At 59.4% G+C, this 23,728-nt stretch carries 21 protein-coding genes; 8 read left to right on the top strand and 13 right to left on the bottom strand.

The genetic code is table 11. From position 1 onward, the window contains the following. Positions 1 to 10 precede the first annotated feature (10 nt). Positions 11 to 982 (bottom strand): alpha/beta hydrolase, encoded by a 972-nt coding sequence (locus RIB87_RS05670; RefSeq protein WP_350144424.1) that lies wholly within the window; start codon positions 980 to 982, stop codon positions 11 to 13. A gap of 118 nt (positions 983 to 1,100) precedes the next feature. Here RIB87_RS05670 and RIB87_RS05675 point away from each other — a divergent pair, with 118 nt between their 5' ends. From RIB87_RS05675 to RIB87_RS05685, 3 genes are all read left to right on the top strand, one after another. Next, entirely contained in the window at positions 1,101 to 1,826 is a 726-nt protein-coding gene (locus RIB87_RS05675; protein WP_350144426.1) for a glutathione S-transferase family protein, read from the top strand. Between the two features lie 35 nt (positions 1,827 to 1,861). Continuing rightward, entirely contained in the window at positions 1,862 to 2,275 is a 414-nt protein-coding gene (locus RIB87_RS05680; RefSeq protein ID WP_350144428.1) for a GFA family protein, read from the top strand. Positions 2,276 to 2,368: 93 nt separating this feature from the next. Beyond that, positions 2,369 to 3,409 carry an SDR family oxidoreductase gene (locus RIB87_RS05685; protein WP_350144430.1) on the top strand — a complete coding sequence of 347 codons (1,041 nt, stop codon included), beginning with the start codon at positions 2,369 to 2,371 and terminating at the stop codon, positions 3,407 to 3,409. Between the two features lie 4 nt (positions 3,410 to 3,413). Here the strand turns inward: RIB87_RS05685 and RIB87_RS05690 are convergent, their stop codons facing one another. After that, positions 3,414 to 4,610, bottom strand: a complete 1,197-nt coding sequence (locus tag RIB87_RS05690) for an acyl-CoA dehydrogenase family protein (RefSeq protein WP_350144432.1) — start codon at positions 4,608 to 4,610, stop codon at positions 3,414 to 3,416. A gap of 151 nt (positions 4,611 to 4,761) precedes the next feature. Between RIB87_RS05690 and RIB87_RS05695 the strand changes: the two genes are divergently transcribed. Further along, on the top strand, positions 4,762 to 5,274 hold the full coding sequence (locus tag RIB87_RS05695) for a methylated-DNA--[protein]-cysteine S-methyltransferase (RefSeq protein WP_350144434.1): 513 nt from the start codon (positions 4,762 to 4,764) through the stop codon (positions 5,272 to 5,274). A gap of 18 nt (positions 5,275 to 5,292) precedes the next feature. On the opposite strand, the gene RIB87_RS05700 is transcribed toward RIB87_RS05695, so the two are convergent. Continuing rightward, the gene (locus RIB87_RS05700; RefSeq protein ID WP_350144436.1) at positions 5,293 to 5,904 is read right to left on the bottom strand and encodes a TetR/AcrR family transcriptional regulator; all 612 of its coding nucleotides are present in this window, start codon (positions 5,902 to 5,904) and stop codon (positions 5,293 to 5,295) included. Between the two features lie 106 nt (positions 5,905 to 6,010). Between RIB87_RS05700 and RIB87_RS05705 the strand changes: the two genes are divergently transcribed. Beyond that, positions 6,011 to 7,549, top strand: coding sequence for a flavin-containing monooxygenase (locus RIB87_RS05705; protein ID WP_350144438.1), 1,539 nt, complete (start codon positions 6,011 to 6,013; stop codon positions 7,547 to 7,549). On the opposite strand, the gene RIB87_RS05710 is transcribed toward RIB87_RS05705, so the two are convergent. From RIB87_RS05710 to RIB87_RS05745, 8 genes are all read right to left on the bottom strand, one after another. After that, entirely contained in the window at positions 7,546 to 7,851 is a 306-nt protein-coding gene (locus tag RIB87_RS05710) for a hypothetical protein (RefSeq protein WP_350144440.1), read from the bottom strand. The two genes, RIB87_RS05705 and RIB87_RS05710, sit on opposite strands and share 4 nt — an antisense overlap. 116 nt (positions 7,852 to 7,967) lie before the next feature. Further along, positions 7,968 to 8,735: an SDR family oxidoreductase gene (locus RIB87_RS05715; RefSeq protein WP_350144442.1), complete on the bottom strand. Its 768-nt coding sequence runs from the start codon at positions 8,733 to 8,735 to the stop codon at positions 7,968 to 7,970. 35 nt (positions 8,736 to 8,770) lie between these two features. Continuing rightward, complete coding sequence (locus RIB87_RS05720) at positions 8,771 to 9,568, bottom strand: enoyl-CoA hydratase/isomerase family protein (protein ID WP_350144444.1); 798 nt, start codon at positions 9,566 to 9,568, stop codon at positions 8,771 to 8,773. 46 nt (positions 9,569 to 9,614) lie between these two features. Beyond that, the gene (locus RIB87_RS05725) at positions 9,615 to 10,808 is read right to left on the bottom strand and encodes an acyl-CoA dehydrogenase family protein (protein WP_350144446.1); all 1,194 of its coding nucleotides are present in this window, start codon (positions 10,806 to 10,808) and stop codon (positions 9,615 to 9,617) included. Positions 10,809 to 10,858: 50 nt separating this feature from the next. Next, positions 10,859 to 11,710, bottom strand: coding sequence for an enoyl-CoA hydratase/isomerase family protein (locus tag RIB87_RS05730; protein ID WP_350144448.1), 852 nt, complete (start codon positions 11,708 to 11,710; stop codon positions 10,859 to 10,861). A 179-nt stretch (positions 11,711 to 11,889) separates the two neighbouring features. Further along, a complete protein-coding gene (locus tag RIB87_RS05735; RefSeq protein ID WP_350144450.1) occupies positions 11,890 to 12,945 on the bottom strand; it encodes a WD40/YVTN/BNR-like repeat-containing protein in 1,056 nt (351 codons plus the stop codon). Positions 12,946 to 13,331: 386 nt separating this feature from the next. Further along, positions 13,332 to 14,696, bottom strand: a complete 1,365-nt coding sequence (locus RIB87_RS05740; RefSeq protein ID WP_350144452.1) for a DUF1329 domain-containing protein — start codon at positions 14,694 to 14,696, stop codon at positions 13,332 to 13,334. 166 nt (positions 14,697 to 14,862) lie between these two features. Further along, complete coding sequence (locus RIB87_RS05745) at positions 14,863 to 17,490, bottom strand: DUF1302 domain-containing protein (protein ID WP_350144454.1); 2,628 nt, start codon at positions 17,488 to 17,490, stop codon at positions 14,863 to 14,865. 666 nt (positions 17,491 to 18,156) lie between these two features. On the opposite strand from RIB87_RS05745, the gene RIB87_RS05750 reads away from it, so the two are divergent. From RIB87_RS05750 to RIB87_RS05760, 3 genes are all read left to right on the top strand, one after another. Then, complete coding sequence (locus RIB87_RS05750) at positions 18,157 to 19,458, top strand: parallel beta-helix domain-containing protein (RefSeq protein ID WP_350144456.1); 1,302 nt, start codon at positions 18,157 to 18,159, stop codon at positions 19,456 to 19,458. A 2-nt stretch (positions 19,459 to 19,460) separates the two neighbouring features. Continuing rightward, positions 19,461 to 20,531, top strand: a complete 1,071-nt coding sequence (locus tag RIB87_RS05755; RefSeq protein ID WP_350144459.1) for an SO2930 family diheme c-type cytochrome — start codon at positions 19,461 to 19,463, stop codon at positions 20,529 to 20,531. An 83-nt stretch (positions 20,532 to 20,614) separates the two neighbouring features. Next, positions 20,615 to 22,345 carry an N-acyl-D-amino-acid deacylase family protein gene (locus tag RIB87_RS05760; RefSeq protein ID WP_350144461.1) on the top strand — a complete coding sequence of 577 codons (1,731 nt, stop codon included), beginning with the start codon at positions 20,615 to 20,617 and terminating at the stop codon, positions 22,343 to 22,345. Positions 22,346 to 22,780: 435 nt separating this feature from the next. Here the strand turns inward: RIB87_RS05760 and RIB87_RS05765 are convergent, their stop codons facing one another. After that, positions 22,781 to 23,164: a limonene-1,2-epoxide hydrolase family protein gene (locus tag RIB87_RS05765; RefSeq protein ID WP_350144463.1), complete on the bottom strand. Its 384-nt coding sequence runs from the start codon at positions 23,162 to 23,164 to the stop codon at positions 22,781 to 22,783. 9 nt (positions 23,165 to 23,173) lie between these two features. Next, positions 23,174 to 23,638 carry a tellurite resistance TerB family protein gene (locus tag RIB87_RS05770; RefSeq protein WP_350144465.1) on the bottom strand — a complete coding sequence of 155 codons (465 nt, stop codon included), beginning with the start codon at positions 23,636 to 23,638 and terminating at the stop codon, positions 23,174 to 23,176. Positions 23,639 to 23,728 lie beyond the last annotated feature (90 nt).

The raw sequence follows: 23,728 nt of genomic DNA on the forward strand, positions 1-23,728 counted from the left end.
TCCGGAGGCATCAATATTGGTCAGCGAAGTGCGTTCTGCACGCCCGCGCAAAAGCGTCACCTATGAACGCGCGCGCCCGTTTGCTGACTGCCGCGTCCGGGGCAAGCATGTCGAAGGCATGGTAGCAGCCTGAATACATTTCAAACGCCACCTCGACGCCCGCACCGCGCAGCGCCTCCACATAGGCCACGGTCTCATCCGCAAAAGGCTCTAGGTCGCCGACAAATGTCGCCGTGGGCGGAAGACCCGAATAATCCACCGCCCGAGCCGCAGCAGCATCGGCAGGGATCGGGGCCCCCGCATCATGCAGGCCCTTGAGATACAACGCCCACGCAAAGCTGTTGGTCGCCGTATTCCACACAGGTGCCGTATTGCCCTGCGCCGACGCGTTTTGCATTCGATCATCAATCATCGGATAGATCGGCATCTGAAACGCAATACGAACAGACTTGCGGTCGCGGGCCCGCAAGCTGAGCGCCGCCGTCAGGCCACCACCAGCGCTGTGTCCGCCAACGAAAATCTGATCCGTCCGTATGCCAAGTGTTTTGGCATTGTCGCGCACCCACACCAATGCGTCATGGCAGTCGTCAATGGCTGCCGGATACGGCGCCTCGAGCGAGCGGCGATAGGCAGGGGCGACAATCACACAGTCATGCGCTCCGGCAAAAAGCGCCATTGCGTCACCCGATACATCGGGTGACCCCAGCGCATACCCCCCGCCATGCAGATACAACAGGCAGGGCAAATCGCCCGACGCATGTGCCGGACGCAAAATGCGCGTACGTATGGTGCCGTCACCGTTGGATCGCGGCACCTGCTGCGTACTGGTCACATAGCCGTCAAGGGAAGGTGCCCGTGCAAGGCGTGTGAGCAGGTTAAACAGCCGATACCGCAGTCGCGATGGCTTAAGCAGCGAGCCAAACCGTTTGGCAGACCTGCGAAGCTCCGGGTCGAGACCTTCAATGCGAAACGATGCGGCCATAACGACTTCCCCTTATGCAATACTGCGTGCGGCACGCTGAGCGCCACTTGTCAGGCTTGGGAGCAGGCGTCACACTTGCCGCTGACCCTATCACGCACCAGCCGCAGGCCCGCCAGCGATGCCACCCTCCATCACACTTTATACCGGCCCCACCCCCAACGGCCGCAAGATTTCCATTGCCCTTGAGGAAATGGGCCTGCCCTATACGCTCGAATACGTGGATATTCTGGCTGGCGATCAGCACAAGCCGGAGTTTCTTGCCCTCAACCCCAACAACAAGTTTCCCGTCATCATTGATGCCGACGGACCCGACGGCGCACCGCTGACGCTGTGGGAGTCAGGGGCAATTTTGTGGTATCTGGCTGAAAAGACGGGGCAGTTCCTGCCCGCATCCGGCACCGCCCGCCACCTGACCCATCAATGGCTGATGTTTCAGATGGCCAGCGTCGGGCCGATGTTCGGCCAGTTCGCGCACTTCTTTTTTTACGCCAAGGAAAAACACCCCTATTCCATCGCCCGCTACCAGTCTGAGATGCAACGCCTGCTTGCCGTGATGGATGAGCATCTGGCCAAGTCAGAATGGTTTGCAGGCGACGCCTACACCATTGCCGACATGGCCGTGTTGCCATGGGTGGAGGGCACAGTGGATGTGCCTGGTATTGACGGCATCGACAATCTGCGCGCCTGGGTGCATCGCCTCAAGGAGCGCCCCGCTGTCATGCGCGGGCTGGATGTGGGCCGCGAGACGGTGCGCGCTGAAACCGTCGAAGGGGGCATGAAGGGATTTAGCGACGAGCACCGCTCGCAACTTTTCGGCACCGCGCAGTACACACGCACAAAATAGGTCGTACAAAGACAATACAGCAGGGAGAAATATGCATGATGGCCACTCTTGAAGGACACTGCCTGTGTGGCAAGGTCAGCTACTCATCCACCTCAGAGCCCCTGGCAACGCTGATCTGCCACTGCAAGAACTGCCAGCGTCAGGCCGGAGCAGCGTTTTCAATCAATGTTGTGGTGCCGACAGACTCGATCACCAGCACCGGCACTCTCAAGACGTTCAAGGATAATGCAGACAGCGGCAACACCGTGGACCGCGAGTTCTGCCCTGAATGCGGGTCGCCGCTATTCTCTAAACCATCCGCAAATGCGGGCATTACAGTTATCAAGGCCGGCACGCTGAACGACACGTCTGCGCTTGCCCCGGGCCTGCAGCTTTGGTGCGACAGCGCGCAAAACTGGGTGCATCTTGACGACAAGCTGACGAGTTTTCCCGGCAACATGCCCGGTTAGGCTTGAAACCGGCAGCATTACCCCCTAGCTAATTGACCATCGGTCATTTATGATCGTATCCGGATCATTTTGCGCACATGGGGAGCCAAACAAATGTCAGACCAGATCGACAAATCCGCGCCCGTTCTCGTCACCGGCGCGTCAGGCTATATCGCCCAGCAGGTGATCCTGCTGTTGCTGCAAAAGGGCTACAAGGTACGCGGCACCGTGCGCTCGCTCGACAAGGCCCCGGCACTCAAAGCGCTGCTCGCGGCGCAGGACCCGCGCGCCAACGAGATAGAGATGTTTGCTGCCGACCTGATGTCCGACGCAGGCTGGGACGAAGCCGTGGCAGGCTGCACCTATGTGCATCACATAGCATCGCCCATTCCGCCTGAACTGCCCAAAGACCCCAACGACCTTATCGTGCCCGCCCGCGACGGTGCACTGCGCGCCCTCAGGGCGTCCAAGGCTGCGGGAGTTAAGCGTGTGATCCTCACATCATCGGTCGCAGCCATCGCCTATGGCTATGACGACCAGCCCGAAATCCTCTCGGAAGCGGACTGGTCGAACCCCGACAATCTCAAGGACAACACCGCCTACACCCGCTCAAAAACGATCGCGGAAAAAGCAGCATGGGAGTATCTCTCAGGCCCCGGCCAGGGAATGGAGATGGCAACGGTGAACCCATCCGCCGTGCTCGGCCCGGTGTTGAGCGGCGACTTTTCAGCCTCGGTCGGGATTCTGACCCAGCTCATGGGCGGCAAACTTCCGGCCACCCCAAGTGTGGGCTTCCAGATCGTTGACGTGCGAGATGTCGCCGCTACCCATGTTGCCGCCATGGAAACACCAGGCGCGGCAGGGCATCGCTTCATCGCCGCAAGTGACTATTACTGGTTTGCCGACATCGCAAAGCTGCTGCGTGAAGAGTTTCCTGCCCAGCGCAAAAAGATTCCGACGCGCAAGCTGCCCAGCTTCCTGTTGCGGTTCCTGTCCATCTTCAACCCGGTCATGAAACAGGTGGTGCCTGAACTCGACAAGAAGCGCGTCGTGACCAACACCAAGGCGCAGGAGATGCTCGGCGTCACCTTCCGCCCCGGCAGGGAAGCCATCCTCGCCGGTGCCAAATCCCTGATCGACCACAACGTGGTGTAGCGGCCTAAAGCCCCAACACCCGCTTGGCGATGATGTTCTTTTGAATCTCGTTGGTGCCGCCGTAAATCGACTGCGCGCGCCCTGCGAAGTAGGCTGAGACAGACGGTGGCGCATAGCTTGTCAGCGCATCCGTTGCCCACTCCGGCGATGAACAGTCCGGACTGCCGATCTGTGCCGCGCGCCCACACGCTTCCACCATCAGTTCGGTGATCCGCTGATGGGTTTCCGTCGCCAGTATCTTCACCGTTGAGGCCTCGTTGCCTGGCGAGCCGCCCTCGGCAACAGACGACAAAATGCGCAGCACGGTTGTTTCCAGCCCATCCACGCGCATTTCCGTATCCGCCACCTTGTGCCGGAACACTTCGTCATCATACAGCGCCGCGTTGCCACCCATGGGGGCAGCGCGCGCAATGTCCTTGAGGTCAGACAGCATTTTACGCTTGGCACCGATACGCGCATACGACGTGCGCTCATTGCCCAGAAGGTAGGTGGAGTATTCCCAGCCCTTGCCTTCCTCGCCAATCATGTAATCAACCGGCACCCGCACATCTTCAAATATCACCTGATTGAGATAGTGCTTGCCGTCGATGCCGATGATCGGCACCAGCGTCACGCCGTCGCGGTCCATTTCGCAACACACAAAGCTGATGCCCTGTTGCTTGCGCTCGCCTTTGGACGTGCGCGCCAGCAGAAAAATCCAGTCAGCGTGCTGCGCCGCCGAGGTCCAGATTTTTGTGCCGTTGAGCACAAACTCATCGCCCTCGCGCTTGGCTGAAAACTGCAACGACGCCAGATCAGACCCCGAACCGGGCTCGCTGTATCCCTGCGCCCACCCCATTTCGCCGCGGCGCGTCGGCCCCAGCCATTTTTCCTTTTGGGCATCACTGCCGAAATTGAAAATGACCGGCCCCACATAAATCACCCCCATCGGCGTTACGGTGGGCGCACCGGCGCGCTCAAGCTCTTCGTCAAAAATATACTGTTCCTCGATTGACCAGCCCGGCCCGCCAAACTCCCTAGGCCATGCAGACGCCAGCCAGCCTTTAGCGCCCAGCGCCATTTCAGCGCGCCGCACTTCAGGCGTCGTCAGCGAATGCCCGGCGCGGACTTTTTCCAGAATGTCCTGCGGATAGTCATTGGCAAAAAAGCTGCGCACTTCGTTGCGGAACGGATCAAGGTCCGCGCTGAAACTCATATCCATGGTGGCTCACTCCCGAAAAACATCTTTGTTCGGGCGTTACTTTACAGCATGGCCTTGAGAAATCACGCTGCCATATGCGTTGGCCGCAGCGCGCAAATATCAGGTCCGAAATTGGCGAGCGCTGCCGGGACGGGTGGCATATTATGCGCCCATGCATATTCTAAAGCGTGATCTGCGTTACACCTACATTCCAAGTCCGCTGGGTGATTTGCTGGTGGCCGGTGACGGCGAACACCTGCACCTCATCAGCTTTCCCACCGGCAACAAGAAAGTGTCCCAAGCCAGCCACTGGCGGGAAGATGCCGCGGTGTTTCGCCCCGTGAAGCAACAACTGGACGCCTATTTCGCTGGCGACCTCACCACGTTCGATATACCGCTGACACTTCAGGGCACGGACTTTCAAAACCTGATCTGGAAAAACCTCGCCACCATTCCCTACGGCGAAACGGCGACCTATGGCGAGATGGCGAAACGCGCCGGCCGCCCCAAAGCCAGCCGCGCCGTCGGTGCCGCCAACGGTGCCAACCCCTTGCCCATCATCCTCCCCTGCCACCGCGTCATCGGCTCAACCGGCGCACTGACGGGCTTTGGGGGTGGTATGGACGCCAAAAAGTTTTTGTTGCGGCTTGAGGGAGCGAGTGCCGTGCAGGGCCCGATGCTCTAGGCCCCCCCTCAAAAAAGCCTACGCTCCATAAATTGCGGCGTTCCAGATATCCGCCGACGTCTTGCCAATCGCTGCCGGGTCGTCTGGTTTTTCCCGCAACAGATTGTCGTTCGACAAGGCGTTGTTCATCAAAATCAGCGCGCGGGCGGTGCGGTCCGGGTCTGCGACCTGAGAGCGGCCCAGCATCACCTGCTGACGGATGAAGCGCGCTGTGAGGGTGATGAAATCGTCGATCACCCGCGCGCGCCAAGCGTCATACACCTGAGCGTTGTTGTTGCTGGCGCGCACCAGGGCCAGCATTGCGGTGCGGTGCGGCTCCATGGAAATGAACATGGCGGTGAGATGGGTGTGGGTGTCGGCCTGATAATCATCACTGCCCCTGCCATTGAGCCACGCATCTACCGGCTCGCGGATGGCCTGCTCCAGCCGATCCAGAAAGCCCAACGCCAGTTCATCGACGCTTTTGAAGTAGTGATAGAACGACGAGCGCGTCATGCCGGTGTGGCGCATCACAGCATCCACCGTCAACGCGCCGAACTCAACGTCGGCCAGCGCTTTTTCAGTCGCATCAATGATTTCGTCGCGCGCCATTTCCGGTGTCCGGCGGATGCGCTGGGGCTTTGCATTCATGCGCCAAGGCTACTGCTATTCACCCCTTATTGACAAGGCGTCAATAGCACATCATGCTGCCCACAGAACGCTTAATCAAAGAGCGAAGACCGGGAGAGATACGCACATGAACATGCACGCAAACAACATTGCCGGCGGCGCGCGCGCGCCCTGGGCCAAGGCAGGCACGCAACCGCGCGTGGCGATCATCGGCGCGGGCATGTCGGGCATTTCCGCTGTCGTGAAGCTGCGGCAGGCGGGCTACACCGACCTCACGGTCTATGAAAAGACCGGCAAAGTGGGCGGCACATGGCGCGAAAACCAGTATCCCGGCCTTTCATGCGATGTGCCGTCACGCTGGTATTCCTTTTCGTTCAACCTCAATCCCGACTGGTCGCACCGTTTTTCATATGGCCCCGAAATCCAGGCCTATATGGAGGACACGGCAAACAAGTTCGGCGTCACCGACATCGTGAAGTTCAACACCCCCGTCGCCGACCTCACCTATGAAGGCCCCCAATGGCGACTGACAACGGGTGATGGAACCGTGGAGCACTATGACGTGGTGATCTCAGCCACCGGCGTGCTGCACAAACCAGCTTTCCCCAACATTGACGGCCTCGACACATTTGAGGGCGACATGTTTCATACCGCCCGCTGGGACCACGGCGTGAAACTGGAAGGCCGCAAGGTCGGCATCATCGGCACCGGCTCAACGGCCGCCCAGATCATTGGCGCGATCACCCACAAGGTGGGAACCATGAACGTGTTTCAGCGCACCCCGCAATGGATGATCCCACTGCCACAAAAGGAATATGCCACCGGCTGGAAGTGGCTGCTGCGCACGTTTCCCGCGCTGCAAAAACTCACTTACAATTTCTACTTCAAGGCCATGTCCAAGAACTTTGGCGCGGCGACCACCGGCGACCAAAAGAAACTCGCAGACATTCAGGAAGCCTGCACAAAACACCTTGAAGAGGCTGTGGCAGACCCGGAACTGCGCGCCAAGCTCACACCGGACTATCAGGCAGCCTGCAAACGCCTGATCTTCTGCTCCGATTTTTATCCCGCCATCTCGCGCGACAATGCCAACCTCATCACGGAAGGCATTACCCGCATTACGCCAACCGGCATTGAGACCGTTGACGGCAAACTCCATGAGCTGGACGTCCTCATTCTCGCCACCGGCTTTGATGCGGCAGCGTTCATTCTGCCCACCAAAGTCACCGGCGAAAACGGGCAGGATCTGGGCGAAGCATGGGACGGCTCACCGCGCGCCCACCGTGCGGTAGCCATGCCGGGCTTCCCCAACTTCTGGATGCTGGAAGGCCCCACCGGACCGGTCGGTAACCTGTCGCTGATTACCATCTCGGAATATCAGGTGGATTACATCATCAGCATGCTGAACAAAATGCGTGACGACAGACTCGAGGCTGTGTCTGCCAGGCAGGATGCCTACCAGCACTACAACGAAGATATGGGCAAGCAAATGCCCAATACCGTGTGGGCATCAGGCGGCTGCACAAGCTGGTATTTCGACAAATCCGGCAACCCCAACCTCTACCCCTACCCGCCACATCGCTATCTCGACGACATGCATGACCCGGATTTTTCCGAGTTCCGTCTGATTGCGGATGTAAAGGAGATGCAGGCAGCTAACGCCTAGACAAGCGTGTCCAGCAGCGTTTCCGTCACCTCGGCTTGTGCCCTGAAGGCGGCCGCCGTTGCCTTGTAAGCGAACTCGGCCCGCGTCAGGTTGACGGCTGCCGTTGTGAGATCAGGGCCCTGCGCGCCTGCAACATTTCCCGCAGCTAAAGCTGGTGGCGTATAGCGCGGCGCCGGGGCAGCGCTGCGGCTTACTGTTTGCTGATAGGCCGACGCCGCAGTTTGAGCAGCGCGCACAACGTCACTTGCCGCCCTCCCCACTCCAACGCGGGTTGACCGCAAGCCTTCTGCTGCACTGGTCAATGATCCAATCATTATGGTTGTAAACGTATCGCCGCGCATGCCACGACGCACGACAAACCACGCACGAAACCTAATGCGGTCTTAACGGGCGTGCGGCATTGGCACACACGCACCGCCTACATGGCTGAAATGCCGCCATCTACCTTGATTTCAGAGCCTGTTACAAATCGGCTCTCATCGCTGGCCAGATAGAGCACGGCATAGGCCACGTCGTTTGGCTCACCGATGCGCCCCAGCGGCACCTGCTTAGCCAGCTTCTCTTCCACATCCATGCCGCGCGAAAACAGACCTTCAAGGATCGGCGTGCGGATGAATGTCGGATGCACCGAGTTGGAGCGAATGTCATAGCCGCGCTTTGCGCAATGCAGCGCCACAGACTTCGAGAACAGCCAGACGCCCGCCTTGGCCGCGTTGTAAGCACCCATGTTGTGCCCGGCAATCAATCCGGCAATCGATGAAATGTTGACGATAGCGCCCGGCTGATGCGCCTTCATGTGACCAAGCGCATATTTGCAGCCCAGAAAAACACTGTCGAGATCAACCGACTGGATCTTTTTCCAGTTCTCAAACGTCTCGTCTTCAACAGGGGCCGAGCCACCAATGCCCGCATTGTTGACCAGAATGTTGAGCCCACCCATGAACGCCACGGCCTCTTCAAGCGCTGCCTGCCAGCCACTTTCAGACGTGACATCAAGCTCAATGGCTTTGGCCGCATCAGGGAAATCAGCATTGATCTGTGCCGCCACGTCCTGTGCCCCGGCAAGGTTGATGTCGGCGACAACCACCTTTGCGCCTTCAGCAACCAGCAGCCGCGACGTTGCCGCGCCAAGCCCTGACGCACCGCCTGTCACCATCGCCATTTTCCCGTCAACACGTCCTGGCATTATCGTATTCCTCTTTTTGAATGTGTGCGGCGGGTCTATTCGCCGGTGAAATTGGGTGCGCGCTTTTCAAGGAAAGCCGTAATCGCCTCGCGCTGATCTTTGCCGGTGGCCGCCAGCGCAAACTGGTCGCGGTCCATATAGGTTGAAACAGGGTTCAACGCCTTGGCGGCCATCTCGATGGATTGCTTCGACATGCGCAACGGCACTGGCGGAACAGCCGCTGCGCGTCCTGCGAGATCAAGGGCTGCGTCAAGTGCCGTACCCTGGTCAACCACCTCCTCGACCAGTCCCCAGTCCAGCGCATCGGCTGCCTTGAGCGCCTCGCCCAGAATGACAAACAGCTTTGTGCGCGCCGGGCCCATCAGGTTCACCAGACGCGGGTTGGAGTGCCAGCTCATGTTCATGCCCAGCGGAATTTCCGGCAAACGGAAAGAGGCCGATGCACCCGCAATTCGAATATCGCACGCGCCAACCAGCGCCACCCCGCCGCCAATACAGTGGCCTTCAATCGCGCAGATCGTAAGCTGCTCAAGGTCTTCCCATGCGTCGCACATGTCAGGCCCCACCCGCAGCGCATGGCGGCGCGCCATCAGGCCACCCGCACTGCCGCTGGCCATCTCCGGATCCTTGAGGTCTGCGCCGGCGCTGAATATTTTGTCGGTTCCGGTAAGGACAATTACATGGGTTTCAATATCATCCCGGAACTCATGCGCAATGTGAGTGAGTTCGCGCATGGCCGCGCGGGACAGGGCGTTCAGCCCGTCACCACGATCAAGCCGGACAATGGCAACCGGCCCGCGGCGCTCAATGGATGTGAATTGCAAGCCATCCATGGCCATGCTCCTTATGTGCAAATGCAGATGTCAGGACAGTACACGCCTAAAGCGTGGTTGTGTCTGTCTCCAGCCCGAACAACAAACGGCCGGTCAACTCCCAGGTGGCGGGAGCCGTCATCATGTGTTGCGTGGCCACATGCACATCGCGGAATGCGCGCTGAATTGGCGCTGATCTGTGTACGGAGCTTCCGCCGCCCAGCAGATACATCCGGTCCACCACGCGGGCCGAAGCGGTTGTCGCGTGTGTCGCAGCCAGCCGAAGATCGCGCCGCTGATCAACACTTATGGCACCATTTGTTTCGGCGGCGTCCCATGCGGCACCTACAGCATCTGCCAGAAAGGCGCTGGCGGCACGCAACTCGGCTTCGCCAATCGCCAGCTCACTTTGCGCCTGTGGACGATGCGCCAGCGTCTTGCGACTGCCCTGGGGCACCTTCCCGCCACCAATCTCAATAATCTCGTTGATTGCCTGACGCGCAAGGCCGGTTGCAACGGATGCAATGCCAACGGCAAGCAGCCCGAAGACCGGAAACGCATAGAGTGGGTTTTCAAGCGATGGCGGACGGGTGATGTCAGCCCCGTGGCCGATGGGAACAGTCAGATTCCTGGCCTCAAAATCACTGCTGCCGCTACCCGCCAGTCCTGACGGATCCCAGTTGTCGTGCAACGTAAGATCGTTGGCGGCCATGGCAAACATCTGGGTGCGGGGACGGCCCGCATCATCCAGGATCGGTTCACCGCCCGTCATGAGTCGTGCGCCGCCAAAAACCCATTGCGCATTGTGCGAGCCCGACCCCCACGCCCACTTGCCTTTGACTGTAGCGGTGCTGCCGTTGATTTCGGCCACACCCATGGGCGCGAACACGCCCGCAGTGATCGTATTGGGATCATCACCATAAACGCGCGCTGCCGCATCCGGCTCCAGATAGGCCGCGGTCAGGCCGGTGGTGGACCCGATCATCACACACCACGCCGCAGACCCATCTGCCTGGGCAAGCGCATCGATTACGCCGGAGATTTGCTGCGGGCTTGCTTCGAGGCCACCAAGGCTTGCGGGCACTGCCATGCGATAGAAGCCTGAGGCGGCAAACCTGTCGGCAATATCCTGCGGGAGCCGGCGTGCTGTTTCTATCTCGGCGGCGCGGCTGCGCAGTTCGCCCGCAAAGCCGTGGGCGGCCGCGACCAGACCATCTGCCTTTGGACCAATATCACGTGTGTGGGCAACATCGCTCGCCATGAGGGGTGATCCTTTTTGTCAGCCCGCAGTGTGCCGGCAGTCTGAAACGCTCAATTTCCGGTGAAGGCAGGTTTGCGCTTTTCAAGAAACGCTGTCACGGCCTCCCGGTGATCATCTTTGGTGAAGGAAATCATCTCATAGGCCAAAGATGCGTCAAACACGGTCGCGGCCAGCCGCTTGAGCTCCATGTTGACGGCAGCCTTGGTGTGCTGGATTGCCTGCGGAGCACCGGCAGCAAGACGCGACGCAAACTTGTGCGCTTCGGCTTGCAACACGTCGTCGGGTACCACGTAATTGACCAGGCCGATGCGCTCCGCTTCTGCAGCGGGCACCGCATCTCCGGTCATCAGATATTCCTTGGCGCGGGCATAGCCCACAAGTTGCGGCCAGATTACAGCGCCGCCGTCACCCGCCACGAGCCCGACGCGCACATGCGGATCTGCCACCTGCGCCGTGGTGCCCATGAAGATGACATCGCAAAACAGTGCGATCGTCGCACCCAGCCCCACAGCAGGCCCGTTGATGGCGGCGACAATCGGCTTTTCCAGATCAAGCAGACTTGTGACGATGCGGCGACCTTCAGAGACCCCCGGCCCCTTGCCTTTGCCCTCAAGGCTCGCCTTCATCCATGCGATATCGCCCCCGGCACAAAATGCGTTGCCATCGGGATCGCCGGTCAGCACGATCACCCGGCTGTCGTCGTCTTCCTGTGCATCAACAAATATCTGCGCAAGCTCGTGATGCATCTGCTCATCAACGGCATTGCGCAGTTTTGGATTGGAAAGCATCAGCGTCAGGATGCCGTCCGCACGCGACGCACGTATGCGTGTGTAGCGATCAAATCGATCTGTCCCGCTACCTGGCCCGTGATCTGCCATCTGGATCGTCTTCCCTGCAATCACGCACAGCTCTTGTCGGTGTCCCTGTGCGGCCGGTATGCGGCTTGTTTTGCCTGTTCACAAAAGCGTACCGCCGCCTTCGGTTCGCTGCAAACCTTGAAAACAAAGGAAAGCAGGAAAACCAAAAGCGGCGGCACGGCATCTTGGAGTGCAGACGCTATGTCTGCGCTGGGGCAGGCGCGTCAGCTTGCGCTGTTGAAGGCAGCTGCCGTATCGGGGTGCGAAACCACACCAGGTTCGCCAAACAGCAGCACCGTTCCATCGGGGCCTTCAACTATGGCCGAATACCCCTTGCGGTCAGGACGATCCACCACGTCAAAAGTTTTGCCGCCATCAGTGCTGTAGGCGACGCCGCCATTGAGGCCCGCCAGAATGATGGTGCCATCATCCATCTGGATGCCGCCGCCGAACGACTTTTTGGTGCCGGTCTGAACCTGCGTCCACGTTGTGCCCTGATCCTCGGAGCGCCACACATTGCCGCGCATCCCGAAGATGAGGATGTTGCCGTCATCAAGTGTCATGCCACCCCAGAAAGACCCGAAATAGGGTGTCTTGATTGGTTCCCAGCTTGCCCCATCGTCAGCCGACCGGAACACAAATCCGGTCTCGGCGGCAATGAACATCAACCCGTCAGGGCCTCCAAACAATGCATTGAGATGCGGCTCATACTCGAGGCCTTCAAGCGGGGGCGGAGGGTCGGGGATGACAGATGCCAGGTTCCATGTCTCACCACCATCCGTTGTTGACAGGGCTGTCGAGAATGCGCCCACCGCAACGCCTGTGTCTTCGTCGGAGAACTTCACTGAAAACAGCGGCATTTGCGCTTCGGGATCGCTGTATTTGAGCAACCAGTTTTCACCGCCATCTTCAGTCTTGATGATGACCGCGTCATGGCCAACCGCGTAGCCGACCTGATCATTGACGAAGTATACTGAAGTCAGGAGGGCCTGTGTGGGCACTGACTCCGCCTGGCGCCAGGTTGCACCGTCATCATCTGAAAGAACGACGTGGCCGAACTGGCCGACTGCAACAATGCGCTCGCCAAGGTCGGCGGCTGAAACGAGAAGTGTCTTGGCGGCAAGCGCCGATTCGGTTGCATACCCTTTTGTTTCAAGCGCACGGATCATCGCGGCCTGTTCCGGGTCAACCTTTGGCACTGCCTGGGCAGGCACGGACGCAACGCCGGCAAGAACCAGCGCGGCAATGCCGCCCTTGAATGCTGTGGTCAATTTGCTCATGGGTGTGCTCATAGGTGTGCTCATGGGTCTAACTCATCCACTCAATCAGGAGCATGTCGGGCATCAGCCGCAGCGTGCGGACATCACCCGCTGGAATTGGCATTAGCCAGTGAATGCCTGCGTGTCGCGCAGACGTAAATCTCGATTACCATCCTACACCGTTGTTTGGTTTCCAAAAGGCCAAAACATGACGCCAACAAGGCCTGTCCGTGCAGACTTGAACTATGGCTAACGCCACCGGAAAAAGGCCCGGCCAGTTTGAACGTCAGCGAGCTGGAAACAACCAAACTTGGAACAACACTGTGTTGGATACAGGCAACAAACGGGCCGGACCTCGAAACTGAGGACCGGCCCGCCGTTAGATCGAACCTTAAGCGTACAGCGACTTAGCGCACGCCAAGCTGACGGATCGCCGCTGGCGTGTACCGGTCAGGATTAAGCTCATCGGCGAAGTAGTTCACGCCAGGCTCTTCGTTCTGCATGGCGAGTGACAGGTAACGACCGTTACCGGTGTCATACACCACTTCAGTGCCTGAACCGCACAGCGGTACGTTGTAGCGCTGGATCGTGTGCAGTTCCTGCACGCGCCACAGCTCACCACGACCGTCATAAAGTTCCGCCTGTGACAGCTGCCATGAATCCTCATTGAGGTGCTTCACGCGACGGCTGTAGATGTGGCGGTTGTCAGAACGCAGGTTCGCTTCGATCGTCCACACGCGGTGAAGCTCGTAGCGAATGGTGTCCTGGTTCAGGTGACGGGCCTGGATGTACTGGTCATACGGCGCGGTTTCCGCGTCATAGGTGTTGTAGGCAATCAGCTTTTCGCTCTTGCCCTGAACAGTCCAGTCAAACCGGTCCGGCGCGCCATTGTAGCCGTCGAACGAGTCAGAGGTGGACAGGCCGTCAGAGTTGGTGCCCGGGTTGTCATAGGCAATGTTCGGAGCACGACGCACGCGGCGTGTGCCTGGCGAATACTGCCATGCCTTGCGGTCATCAATGGCACGGTTGAGGGTCTCGTGCACCAGAATCACGCTACCTGCCGCACGTGCCGGAGCCGTGGTGTTGGCAATGTAGTAGATAGAGATGTTGCCGAGTTCCTCAGCTGAACCCTTGGAGGGGTCCGACCACTGCAGAATGGCTTCATCCTGCACGGTCTGCAGCGTGTAGTCGCCCGTCGCTGTCACAGGAGCGGCAGTAAACTGGCGTGTTACCTTGAACGCACGATAGCGCAGCGTGTGGTTCCAGATCGCTTCCAGACCGGAATTGATGATCGGGAAGGGTGAACCCATGATGCCTTTGCTGACACCGTTGCCACCACCAGTCAGCTCAGAAACCACAGCGTTGCGCTTGTTGGCTTCATACACAAACTCAGGAAACGCACAGGAGCGGCGTGTCTGGTACACGTTCATCTTGTAGGTGTCGTATGTCGAGAGCAGCTTTTTGTAGCCCTCGGTCAGCACACCGTCATACTGGCCCATATTGGCCGGCGTCACGGTGTACTGCACGGAGTCGCCTGAGAACGGGTTCTGCAGACGATCACCTGCGTTGTACGTCACACCCGGAGGGGGTGTTGGCAGACCACCGGTCCAGGCAGGGATTGCCCCGCCATTGCCGGCCTTTTCGCCACCCATCGGGTTCAGGTCATTACCCAGGCGATCTGCCTGGGCCTGCGGCACGGCTGCAAGAGCAACGGACGCGCCAAGCGCCATGCTCCCTGCCATTGTGGCCGCAAGAATACCACTTTTTTTCATGTAGATCTTCCTCCACTGAAGAGTTCGTTGTGCGGCTTGTCCGGTTGGCAGCATCACCTGCGCCCTTCAAACCATTCGTGTTCCCCACGAGATTTTTGTGTGGCGTCCGGGCCGCCCTCAACTGAGGACGGCCCGGTGCCTGTCGTCTTGTAGCGTCAAGTGAACCTTAGAACGAATAGCTCGCTGTCAGGGACACAAAGTCGTCATCCAGGTCCTGCTGGTATGTTTCAGAACCCATGAAGTCTGTGTAGCTGAGACCAACCGTCCAGACATTCTGGAGGTTTGCCGTCAGGCTGAGACCAACCGACTTGCGATCTTCGACAAAGTTACCGAGAGGTGCAGGTGTCAGACCTTCGAGGTCGTGGCGGTACACGATCTGCGGAGACAGGGTCCACGGCGTGCCGAACGCGTTGTTGTAGTCAAGACGCGTCAGCAGAATGCCGCCGTACGACGTTTCCGTAGGCGAACACCCCGTCCGTGAGTCAAGTGACAGAATCGCACCCAACGGCAGGTTGGTACCAGAGCGGCAAAGCTCGGCAAGGCGGTTGAACTCAACCACATTACCAACTGTCTGGTTGATCGGGCTTTCATCAGGAACACCCGGAATGTGCACCAGACCAAACTCGGTGACCAGGATACCGATGTCGGCACCCAGGAAATTGATCAGCGGGTTTGAGTTAGTGTACGTCGCGGTTGTACCGATCTGGAAGGTAAACACTTCCTCGCGAACAAACGCTGTAGGCGTACGGCCGAAGTTGGCAGGATTACAACCTGTCGTGTCAGTGGCCAAGGGCTGCGTACCCGGCTCAGTGGAAAGCGGCGAAATGGATGTCCGCAGCAGATCACCAAAGGTTACAGAACCCACACACTGAGCACCGGCGGCAGAAATTGTCTGCTGCGTGGTGTCCACCTGCAGAGGCTGGTTCGGACGGAACGAGAACTCGCCCTGCACACCCCAGTCGCCGATGGTCGTGTTGAAGCTCATACCCCACATCTCAATGTCTTCAGGGTAGATGAGCGTCGTGGACAGGTTCTGCGTAACAGCAATGTTTTCAACACCATCAGGTGTCAAACCAGCCGGACCAAACGCAATCGACGTACCAAGCGTAATCGCGCACTTGATAAGCGCCGCCTGGCGCATGTTGATCGTAGCGCTACCTGCTGTAATTGAAGCAAGGTCAGCAATAGCCGTTGCGTTACCAAGAGCACCGTAAACAGCCCGCGCCGTCGGGGCAAAAGCTGCCGCTGTCTGGTTCGGGTCATTGACGTTGATAGTCTGGAGGAACCCGCCAGACTGCAGGGAAGTATCAGCGAAGTCACGCACACCAGCACCTGCAAGGGCACCACACGCACCAACGCCGGAAGCAAGGTTGGTACCGGCAGAGCCCGGAGCCGTGATCGAGGTTTCAATCTCGGCGATACCATCAGGCTTCACCTGAGCAATAGGCAGACGTGAATGGTAGTTCATGTAATAGAAGCCAAACTCAGTTGAGTTGAGCGCTTCGGAATAATACCGAAGGGCAACACCCCACTGGCCTGAGTCCTTGGCCATGATGTCACGACCGCGCGACGTGCCTTCCAGAGTGCGGGGATTACCGCGCTCATCAACAATGCCACCGGCACCATCACGATAACCGTTGAGCAGAATGCCCTGGGCCGAACCATCCGTGGGGAGGTTGGTCAGGTAATGCTGCGAAGACGCTGTTGTACAACCCGTGCCCACGAGTGTGGCGTAGGCCGGCGCAGCAGTGCCGGCACTCAGAGCCGTCACGAGACCGGAGTTAACGAGGTTAAGCGTCGGGTTGTTGGCCGCGTCACAGTTACGAAGGTTGGCACCACCCCGGATAGACCCGGAATAGAAACCAACGCCCTGGTTACCACCAAAAGATGAGTTGGCATTGGCAACATCAGAACCCGCGAACGGCGTACCTGCGGGATCAAGCTGGAACGGCTCCCAGTCAAGCTGGTAAAACGCTTCCAAGGACAGATCGAACGGTAGGCCGACCGAACCGTACAAGGCCCAGACCGGAATCAGGCCCTCTTTGATTTCCACACCCGGACGACGGAACGTGCTGACGTCCACAGGGTTGAAGGCGTTGATACCGTTGAAGATGAAGGTACCTTCACCCCAGGAGATAACCTGCTTACCAGCACGGAAGTTGACCGGCAGTGAGGCCAGGTCAAAGTCTGCCGACAGATAAAGGTCAAGAAGGCGGATATCACGGCCGACTTCTTCACGGTTATTGTCGTCAATGCCGAAGCGGTTGTAGGAGCCGTCGCTGTTGAGCACGGCATCATAGAACTCGGTGGCACGCGCAAACAGCGTGAAATTGCGCCACGTCACCTGAAGATCGTGGTTGGCTTTGATGTTGGCTGACGTCAGGTCACCCGCACCAAAGTTCAAGAAACGGTCATCGGTGTTGGCCGAGTCATCAAAGTTGAACGGAACAGCCGTACCGGCAGGACCAAAAAACGCGGTGTTGTCTGTTGACGTCACCGGCGTTGCAGTTGCCGGGAATGCACCCAGAATGTTCGGCGTGCCGGCAGGAGCCAGCACAGAAACACCGCGCGTACTGTTCTCACGCGGGTCAAAGTTGCCCCCGTTGAACTCAGTCAGAAACTGCTTGCGCGCATCCTTGGTTTTCATCTGGACACCAACGGAAACTGTGGTGTCGAAGAAAATTTTCACTTCGCCAAGCTCAGTGGAAAGCGCATGCGCCTGCCCCCCTGAGATCAGCAGTCCTGCACCAACGGCACTGCCGAGTAGTGCAGATCGCAGATTGCGAGTAGTCATTTGAGCGATCCTCCTCGATCCTCGCTTTACAGACGTTTGACGTGGTCGGAGGAGAAAAGGCGCTCGTTATACGAGCTTGTCGCCCTGTCCCCCCGGCCAGTCAGCATCCCTCGCGCATAGACCACTGGATGGCACCCTTCGAGTCAACCCGATTGTGGCGGAATGTGACGGACCAATAACATCATTGGTCGGCAGTATGGCTTTTTGGCCACGATTTGAGCAGTTTTGTTAACGATACGATAATGATTCACCCTTTGCTGCGGTGCAATAAACCCGCAATGTCAGTCAGTTAGGCGATCGCGTCACTCCGCTACAGCGCGAATCAAAACTGCCTCTTTTCGCGCCGCCCATGCGTGCATAAACGTCACACCACCGCTATCCGGAGCGGTCAGAACCATGCTCTTGCAGGCGCTGCCCGTCGTGTGGCCGGGCTCCCGGCAACCTCTGGTCGGGGCGCGGTGAGCATGAAGTCTCAAACCGCCATTTTGCGGCTATTTACCTCCCTTTAGGGCGCGGTCTGCACTGTATGACCTGTCTTCTGCGCTCATGGGGAGCAACAAATTGTCCTGCCTCAATATGCCCGTGTCGAGTTACCGTTAGGAAATATTGATGGCCACCCACGCGAAAATCGCAACAAACCGGGGCCACCCACAGCAGGAGAACCTCATGTCACACGCCGCCCAGCCCGCACGACCATCGCTGAAAGCCGCAGCGCTCCTCGCAGCACTGGTCCTGGTGCCCTCAATGGCGCGCGCGCAGGCGGACATGCCCGCTAACACCAACCTGGGCACAGACGCCTACACCGCCATTCAGGAAGCCCTGCTGATGGCCGAGCCCGGTGCGGTCATTGACCTTGGCCCCGGGCGCTACGAGTTGAGCGACGGCCTGTCGCTGGCGGTGGACGACGTCACCATCAAGGGTGCGGGCATGGACCAGACCATCCTGTCGTTTCGCGGCCAGGAATCGGGCGCAGAAGGCCTGCTGATTGAATCATCCGGCGTCACCCTGATGGATTTTGCCGTCGAGGACGCCAAGGGCGATGCCATCAAGGTCATCGGCGCTGACGGCATTACCTTCCTGCGCGTGCGCGCGGAATGGACCAACGGTCCGGACCCGCTCAACGGCGCGTACGGACTTTACCCGGTCGCCTCCAAAAACGTGCTGATTGACGGTGCCATCGCGCGCGGTGCGTCAGACGCTGGCATTTATGTCGGCCAGTCTGAAAACATTATCGTCCGCAACTCGCTGGCCGAGTTCAACGTGGCGGGCATCGAGATTGAAAACAGCTACTTCGCTGATGTGTATGACAACGTGGCAACCCGCAACACCGGCGGCGTTCTGATTTTCGACCTGCCCGGCCTGCCCCAGCAGGGCGGGCACTCGGTGCGCGTGTTCAACAACAAGGTGGTGAACAACGACACCCCCAATTTTGCCCCCCCCGGCAATATCGTCGGCGGCGTGCCCATGGGCACAGGCGTGATGGTGATGGCCAACGCGAAGGTTGAGATTTTCAACAACGAGATTGCCGACAACGCCACCACCGGCGTGCTGATTGTCGCCTACCCCAACGAGTACACCGACGAAAGCTATTATCCGTACCCGGAAGGTGTGTCAGTCTATGGCAACACGTTCCGCAACACAGGCTTTGGCCCGGACAATGACATTGGCGAGCTGATCGCCTCCATATCCGGCACGCCGGTACCCGACATTGTGTGGGACGGCAATGTACCCCTGTGGCATTACATTGCCGGCATCCCGGAAAATCGCGGCATCTATATCGGGGAGAACGCAGGCTCTGCCGACGACGGCACCGCCACCTTCATGGACCTGGACGTGATCCCGTACTTCACCTTGAGCTGGTTCCACTCACCCGACCGCGACCTGCCGCAGCACGCTGGCAGTGTTGAGCCGCTTCCCGCCGTTGTGGTGCCGCAGGATGCAGCCGTAACCGGAGAACTGGCGCAATAGTGATGAGCCTTCGCACATACGTCGTCGCAGCACTCCTTGCAATCGCAAGCGTCGCCCCCGCACGCGCGCAGGTGAACATCTCAGCCATTGCCGATGGCACCGCCCCCCGCGCCCTGTCGGGCTTCGGCTTCTTCGCGGACGCTGCGGCGCAACAGCCCGCCACCGGCGTTGTTCCCTACGACCTCATCACGCCGCTGTTCACCGACTACGCGGAAAAATACCGCTTCGTGTATGTGCCCGAAGGCCAAAGCGCGCCGTACAATCCTGACGATGTGTTTGCGCTGCCCGTCGGCTCGGCGCTGATAAAAACCTTCGCCTACCCTGCCGACATGCGCGCACCCGACGAGGACATCCGCCTGCTGGAAACCCGCGTGCTGGCCCACACAACAAACGGCTGGCGGGCCTACCCCTATGTATGGAATGCCGACATGACCGACGCGGACTTAAAGCCGCTCGGCGCAAAGCTGGACGTTGCCTGGATCGACACCAACGGCACCTCGCGAAACATCCGCTACCTGGTGCCCAACATGAACCAGTGCCGCTCGTGCCACGTGAAGGGTCTTGGCCGCGACCGCGAGATGACCCCCATCGGCCCGGAAGCCAAGCACCTCAACCACGATTATCCGTATACAGACGGCCCGGCCAACCAGCTTACCCGGTGGACACAACTCGGCATTCTCACCGGCACGCCCGACAATCCCGACGACGCCCCGCGCGTTGCCCGTTGGGATGATCCGTCAGCGCCCGTTGACGCCCGCGCCCGCGCCTATCTGGACATCAACTGCGCCCACTGCCATGCGCCTGACGGCCCCGCCCACACATCGGGCCTCTACCTGGACACCCGCGCCGCCAACCCATCGCAATATGGCGTGTTTAAACGCCCGGTCGCAGCAGGTCGCGGATCCGGCGGTCACGCCTTCTCCATTGACCCCGGCAGCCCCGACACATCAATTCTCCACTACCGGATGGACTCAGACGACCCCGGCATCATGATGCCCGAACTCGGCCGCACCACCATCCACCACGAGGGCGTCGCCCTGATCCGCGAGTGGATCGCGCAGATGGAAGACTAGTCACCCGCAAACCTGCTGTGACTCAGCTCGCGCAACGCGTTATCCTCCGCGAAACACGGCTGACAAAACGCAGGAAACGCACCATGGCCCACGATCTCATCATTCGCGGCGGCGCCATCGCCGACGGCACCGGCAACAAGACGTTCAGCGGCGACATCGCCATCAAGGGCAACACCATTGTCGAAGTCGGTAGCGTGTCGGGAACCGCAGCGCGCGAGATCAACGCTGACGGCGCGCTGGTAACGCCGGGCTGGGTCGATATTCACACCCACTATGATGCGCAGGCCACGTGGGACACAGCGCTTGCGCCGTCCTCGTGGCACGGCGTGACGACAGCCGTCATGGGAAATTGCGGTGTCGGCTTTGCACCCGCAGCACCCGACAAACACGACTGGCTCATCGGCCTGATGGAAGGCGTGGAGGACATTCCCGGCGCCGCCATGACGGAAGGGCTGACATGGGGCTGGGAGAGCTTTCCTGAATATCTCGAGGCGCTGGACCGCCATGCCTACGCCATCGACATTGCAGCGCAGGTGCCCCACGGCGCCGTGCGCGGCTACGTCATGGGCGAGCGCGGCGCCAAAAACGAGGAAGCCTCGGACGCCGACATCGCGCGCATGGCGCAGATCGTCGAGGAAGGTGTGCGTGCTGGTGCGGTTGGCTTCTCCACCTCGCGCACCTTTTTGCACAAGGCCACCGACGGCGAATATGTGCCCGGCACCTTCGCCAAGGAAGATGAACTGTTCGGCATCGGCCATGCCCTCAAGCGTGCGGGCCACGGCGTATTCCAGATGACGTCTAACCACAAGGACATGGACAAGGAGTTTGGCTGGATGGAGCGTATGGCGCGCGACCTTGGCGTCACCGTCACGTTCAACCTCGTACAAACCGACGAGGCCCCCGACCTGTGGAAAAAGATGCTCGGTATGCTCGACAGGACCAATGCTGAAAACCTGCCGGTCTATGCGCAGGTGGCCGGCCGCCCCGCCGGCATTCTCATGGGCTGGGAATGCACTGTGCACCCGTTCATCGCGTTTCCAAGCTGGGCCGAGCTTGCAGCGCTGTCGCCCGCTGACCGCCGCACCCGCGTGGCGGACCCTCAATTCCGCACACGGATGATAAACGAAACCCCCGCCGACATGACCGGCTTTGGCCTGTTCGTCACCCGCTCCTTTGAAAAGATGTTCGTGCTTGAAGCTGGCGACGGTTCCGCCCCCGACTATGAACCGGCACCAGAGCAGAGCGTTGCCGCCATCGCGCACGCGCAGGGCGTCAAGCCGGAGCAGATCATCTACGACGCCATGTGCGCCAACGGTGGCGAGGGTTTGCTGTACTTCCCCCTTTTCAACTACACGGCAGGTGCCATGGACCCGATCCACACCATGCTGCAGCACCCGCGCACAAACATTGGCCTGGGCGATGGCGGCGCGCATTGCGGGGCCATCTGCGATGCATCGATTCCCACATTCATGCTCACCCACTGGGTAAAGGGACGCACCCGCGGTGACCGCCTGCCGCTGGAGTTCATCGTCAAACGCCAGACCCGTGATACTGCGTTGCTGTATGGCTTTTCAGACCGCGGCCTCATCAAGCCCGGCTTGAAAGCGGACCTCAACATCATCGACCTCGACACGCTGGCGATCCCCGCCCCGCATATGGCCCACGACCTGCCCGCCAATGGCCGACGGCTGGTGCAGGAAGCGCACGGCTACACCGCCACACTCAAGTCGGGTGTGGTGACCTTCCAGAACGGCGAGGACACCGGCGCCCGCCCCGGCGGGTTGGTGCGGGGGCCACAACACACCGCAGCGTAAAAATTATTTCAGCGACTATCAGATTCCGATTTTCTTATTTGAAAATTGGAGTAATGATTCTTGCAGGTGAGGCCGAGCAGCGCAGCCCAATGCCCTCCCAACGCCCCTGCCAATACACCGGGGGAATTGTTGTGGCCCAAAGCAGCAAGCCCGTCAGCAGGCGCTCACCGTTTGGCTTGTAAAGAGGCCTGTCCGCTGAACACACAGCGACCCGCCCGATGAAAGCCCTCTCGCTTGATATAAGCACGCTTGATGAAAGGATGCCTCAATGGCAAAAATCGAGCAGAAGTCTGCAAAGCCATCCGCCGCAGCCGGCAAGGCGAAACCCGCCGCGTCAGCGCCGGCTAAAAAGCCCGCAGGCAAAAAGAAGTAGGTTTGCTTACCGGTTGCGGTGAGCAGAGGCGGGCCGCCCAAAAAGCGGCCCGCTTTTTTGTGTCAGGCAGATACCGCCGCCATGCCAGCCTCAAACGTCTTGAGGTCAAAATAATCCCGCCACGCGCGGATGATGTCACCGTCAATCTCAAATGCGCCCATGACCGGCAACTCAAGCCATTTACCGTTGATGAGAAAACGATCCGTCCGCTCCGTCAGCACGGTGCCGGACGGTGTTTGGGAAATACCATGCATCACCCAGTCGATGTCGCTGGCTGAGTTGAAAAACATCTCCAGCACACCGCGAATTGCATCAGTTCCGGTCACCGGGGCCAGCGGCAGATTGTGATAGAAGCTGGCCTCATCGAAGAAGCTGAGCACTTTGTCGAAGTCGCGCGCATTCCACGCCGCCACAAACGCCTCGACCACATCAATACTCTTTGACATCACCTCCCCCTATCTGCCCATCAGCGCAAACAACTTCGAGCGCACAGTATCGCGATAATAGTCAGGCACGCGCAGCAGGGTCGAGGCGCGGGTCATCAGGTTTTCCTCGAACACATCCACCTTGCCGTCTGCCGCCACGATCTCGAACATCATTTCAAGCACGCTGATGCGCCCGTCCCGGTCCATCTGCTCGGTCACCACATTGGTGAACTTGAACAGGTCCGTCGCCTCGCGCTCGGCGCGCTTGCCCTCGTTGAACAGGTCTTCCGCCTCACGGTCCGACAGATCGAACTGGCTCTTGAGCAGATCAACCAGCTTCATGGCTTCTTCGATGGTTTCCTCACCGTCAATGACCAGCGATCGTACCAGCAACGTGGCAATGGCGTTGCGAAGGTCGCTGTCATCCGTGGCCTCGTCAGCCTCGCTGCCGACCAACGATTTGAAGCGGGCGGTTATGTCATCAAGAAAACCCATGGGACGCATTTCCTTCTGCCTTCGGGCACGAACAATCAGATTGCGTCCACATATAGGAGCAAAACGCGCAGCGGTCAGGTGTAAACCGGC

This window comes from Pyruvatibacter sp., from assembly GCF_040219635.1.
Taxonomy (GTDB): Bacteria; Pseudomonadota; Alphaproteobacteria; order CGMCC-115125; family CGMCC-115125; genus Pyruvatibacter.

Coding starts and splice junctions, on each gene's coding strand:
- RIB87_RS05670 (WP_350144424.1), bottom strand. CDS start 982: ATGGCCGCATCGTTTCGCATTGAAGGTCTCGACCCGGAGCTTCGCAGG.
- RIB87_RS05675 (WP_350144426.1), top strand. CDS start 1,101: ATGCCACCCTCCATCACACTTTATACCGGCCCCACCCCCAACGGCCGC.
- RIB87_RS05680 (WP_350144428.1), top strand. CDS start 1,862: ATGATGGCCACTCTTGAAGGACACTGCCTGTGTGGCAAGGTCAGCTAC.
- RIB87_RS05685 (WP_350144430.1), top strand. CDS start 2,369: ATGTCAGACCAGATCGACAAATCCGCGCCCGTTCTCGTCACCGGCGCG.
- RIB87_RS05690 (WP_350144432.1), bottom strand. CDS start 4,610: ATGGATATGAGTTTCAGCGCGGACCTTGATCCGTTCCGCAACGAAGTG.
- RIB87_RS05695 (WP_350144434.1), top strand. CDS start 4,762: ATGCATATTCTAAAGCGTGATCTGCGTTACACCTACATTCCAAGTCCG.
- RIB87_RS05700 (WP_350144436.1), bottom strand. CDS start 5,904: ATGAATGCAAAGCCCCAGCGCATCCGCCGGACACCGGAAATGGCGCGC.
- RIB87_RS05705 (WP_350144438.1), top strand. CDS start 6,011: ATGAACATGCACGCAAACAACATTGCCGGCGGCGCGCGCGCGCCCTGG.
- RIB87_RS05715 (WP_350144442.1), bottom strand. CDS start 8,735: ATGCCAGGACGTGTTGACGGGAAAATGGCGATGGTGACAGGCGGTGCG.
- RIB87_RS05720 (WP_350144444.1), bottom strand. CDS start 9,568: ATGGATGGCTTGCAATTCACATCCATTGAGCGCCGCGGGCCGGTTGCC.
- RIB87_RS05725 (WP_350144446.1), bottom strand. CDS start 10,808: ATGGCGAGCGATGTTGCCCACACACGTGATATTGGTCCAAAGGCAGAT.
- RIB87_RS05735 (WP_350144450.1), bottom strand. CDS start 12,945: ATGAGCAAATTGACCACAGCATTCAAGGGCGGCATTGCCGCGCTGGTT.
- RIB87_RS05740 (WP_350144452.1), bottom strand. CDS start 14,696: ATGAAAAAAAGTGGTATTCTTGCGGCCACAATGGCAGGGAGCATGGCG.
- RIB87_RS05745 (WP_350144454.1), bottom strand. CDS start 17,490: ATGACTACTCGCAATCTGCGATCTGCACTACTCGGCAGTGCCGTTGGT.
- RIB87_RS05750 (WP_350144456.1), top strand. CDS start 18,157: ATGTCACACGCCGCCCAGCCCGCACGACCATCGCTGAAAGCCGCAGCG.
- RIB87_RS05755 (WP_350144459.1), top strand. CDS start 19,461: ATGAGCCTTCGCACATACGTCGTCGCAGCACTCCTTGCAATCGCAAGC.
- RIB87_RS05760 (WP_350144461.1), top strand. CDS start 20,615: ATGGCCCACGATCTCATCATTCGCGGCGGCGCCATCGCCGACGGCACC.
- RIB87_RS05765 (WP_350144463.1), bottom strand. CDS start 23,164: ATGTCAAAGAGTATTGATGTGGTCGAGGCGTTTGTGGCGGCGTGGAAT.
- RIB87_RS05770 (WP_350144465.1), bottom strand. CDS start 23,638: ATGGGTTTTCTTGATGACATAACCGCCCGCTTCAAATCGTTGGTCGGC.